The 2,057-nt window shown below is 34.1% G+C and carries 2 protein-coding genes; one reads left to right on the top strand and one right to left on the bottom strand.

Going from position 1 to position 2,057, the window contains the following annotated elements; translation table 11 throughout:
- On the bottom strand, nt 1–383 hold a 383-nt coding region (locus AC33VI_RS23555), incomplete at its 3' end, for an amidohydrolase family protein (protein ID WP_491784693.1).
- A 136-nt stretch (nt 384–519) separates the two neighbouring features.
- Between AC33VI_RS23555 and AC33VI_RS23560 the strand changes: the two genes are divergently transcribed.
- Nucleotides 520–1,998 carry a protein kinase domain-containing protein gene (locus AC33VI_RS23560; RefSeq protein WP_491784694.1) on the top strand — a complete coding sequence of 493 codons (1,479 nt, stop codon included), beginning with the start codon at nt 520–522 and terminating at the stop codon, nt 1,996–1,998.
- The last annotated feature ends 59 nt before the right edge of the window (nt 1,999–2,057 follow it).

Consider the following 2,057-nt stretch of genomic DNA (forward strand, 5'->3'; position numbering starts at 1 on the left):
TGATGATCGCTAGCAGTAGTACAACCAGATAAAATTAATTCCGCTGCTGCCAACTGGGAACTATAATACATCCCCTCGGCTGTAAGCTTAGACCATAGAGGATAGTGGGCGGTAAGCCATTGAAACAAATCACCATTCTGTCCTGGGGGAGTTACGCGAGTTAGGTTTTGAAAGAAATGATGGTGAGTATTAACCAACCCAGGTAAAACTAGATGTCTATCTTGTAGATCTAAAATCTCATCGGCAGTGTCGGGTAATTCTTCTGTCGTACCTACTTGTTCTATTACGTTATCTCTAATTAATAACGCCCCGTGACGAATTTCTTGTTGTTCGTCGTCCATCGTAACTAGGGTATGAATATTTTTGACAAGTAAAGTAGACATTTTTACAACCGTGAAGAGTCTCAGTAGTCATTGTATACAGTATATGTGTTTAAACTTCACGTTTATTTCGACAATTTTGTTTAAAACTATTACGATAGAAGCAATTTTGGATTTAATTAACCAGCGGTCGAACCTAATGCAGGGGAATAACGACAGTCTTATTGGAAAAGAGTTACGAGGTAAATATCGTATCGAACGACTAATCGCCAAAGGCGGACAAGGCAGTATTTATCACGCTACAGATATTTCTAGTTCCATTGCCAAAGAATATGTTGTTAAAGAATTTATTCCTCAGTATGGAAATACTTATTTATTAGAAGTAGGTTCTCGTTTATTTAATCAAGAATCAGAGATTTTACAAAAATTGGGTAAGCATTCTCAGATACCGCAAATTTTTGATTATTTTGAAACCGACAAAAAGTTTTATTTAGTTCAAGAACTGATTGAAGGACAAAACTTAGAAAAAGAACTAGAGGAAAAACATCATTTAAACGAAAGTGAAACGATCGCTTTACTCAAAGATGTTTTAAATGTTCTGAATTTTGTCCATCTGAATAATTATATTCATCGGGATATTAAACCATCTAATTTAATTAGAAGTAAATACGATCGCAAGATATTTTTAATTGATTTTGGTGCGGTTAAAGAAAAAATTCAACTAGAAAATATAGAGCGAGAAGATAATACTATTGCGATCGGTACTCCTGGTTATATGCCCCCAGAACAAAAAATGGGCAAGCCCAGATTTAGCAGCGATATTTATGCCCTAGGAATGATTGTGATTAAAGCTTTAACGGGCTTAGATCCTAACAATTTAGAATACGATTCCGATTACAATCCTCTATGGCGCGATCGCCTTCCTGATGAAAGTCAACAGTACGATCCTAATTTATTAAATATAATCGATAAAATGGTTCGCAGTCGCTATAGCGATCGCTATCAATCTGTCAGAGAAATAATTGTCGATCTCAACTTAGTGGGAGTAACTCAAATACCTGGAGAATCTGCTACCAAAGAAAATAATACTACTGTTATTATTAACGATAATAACGAAAATCAAACTAGAGAAGAACCTCAAGCAAAGACTACTAATTTAAGTCTGATTGTAGGAGGAGTAGTTGCCACAACAATTTTAATTACTTTTTTATTGAGCAATTTTTTACCAGAAAAATATGTAGCTTATCACAAATCAGAATATGGCTTAAAATTAGAACTGCCTAAAAATTGGTCGATTCAAGAAAATTGGATTTCTTTACAACCTCAAGTTAGATTTATATCCCCTGCCAAGAGCGATCGCGATTCTTGGCGCGCAGAAGTTATTATTTCTGTTGAAGATTTGACACAACCGTTATCTCTCAATCAATATACCGAACAATCAATTGCTGAAATAGAACTTTATAATAATGCTATTGCGCCCGTACAATCTACTACTTTTGCTAATAAGGAAGGCAGAAAAATAATTTATCAAGCAAAAGACAATAGTACAAAGCAAATGCAAGTTTGGACGGTTAAAAATCAAAAAGCATATATCGCTACTTATATTGCCGAACCAAAAAACTTCGATCGCTATCAAAAACAAGCGGAAAAAATTATCGAAACTATTATAATTGATTAAAAGAGTTTTTAGTAGTTAGTAGTTAGTTTTTAGTTCAATTAATTAGTAAATTTTAACCA

The organism is Waterburya sp. (assembly GCF_058530065.1).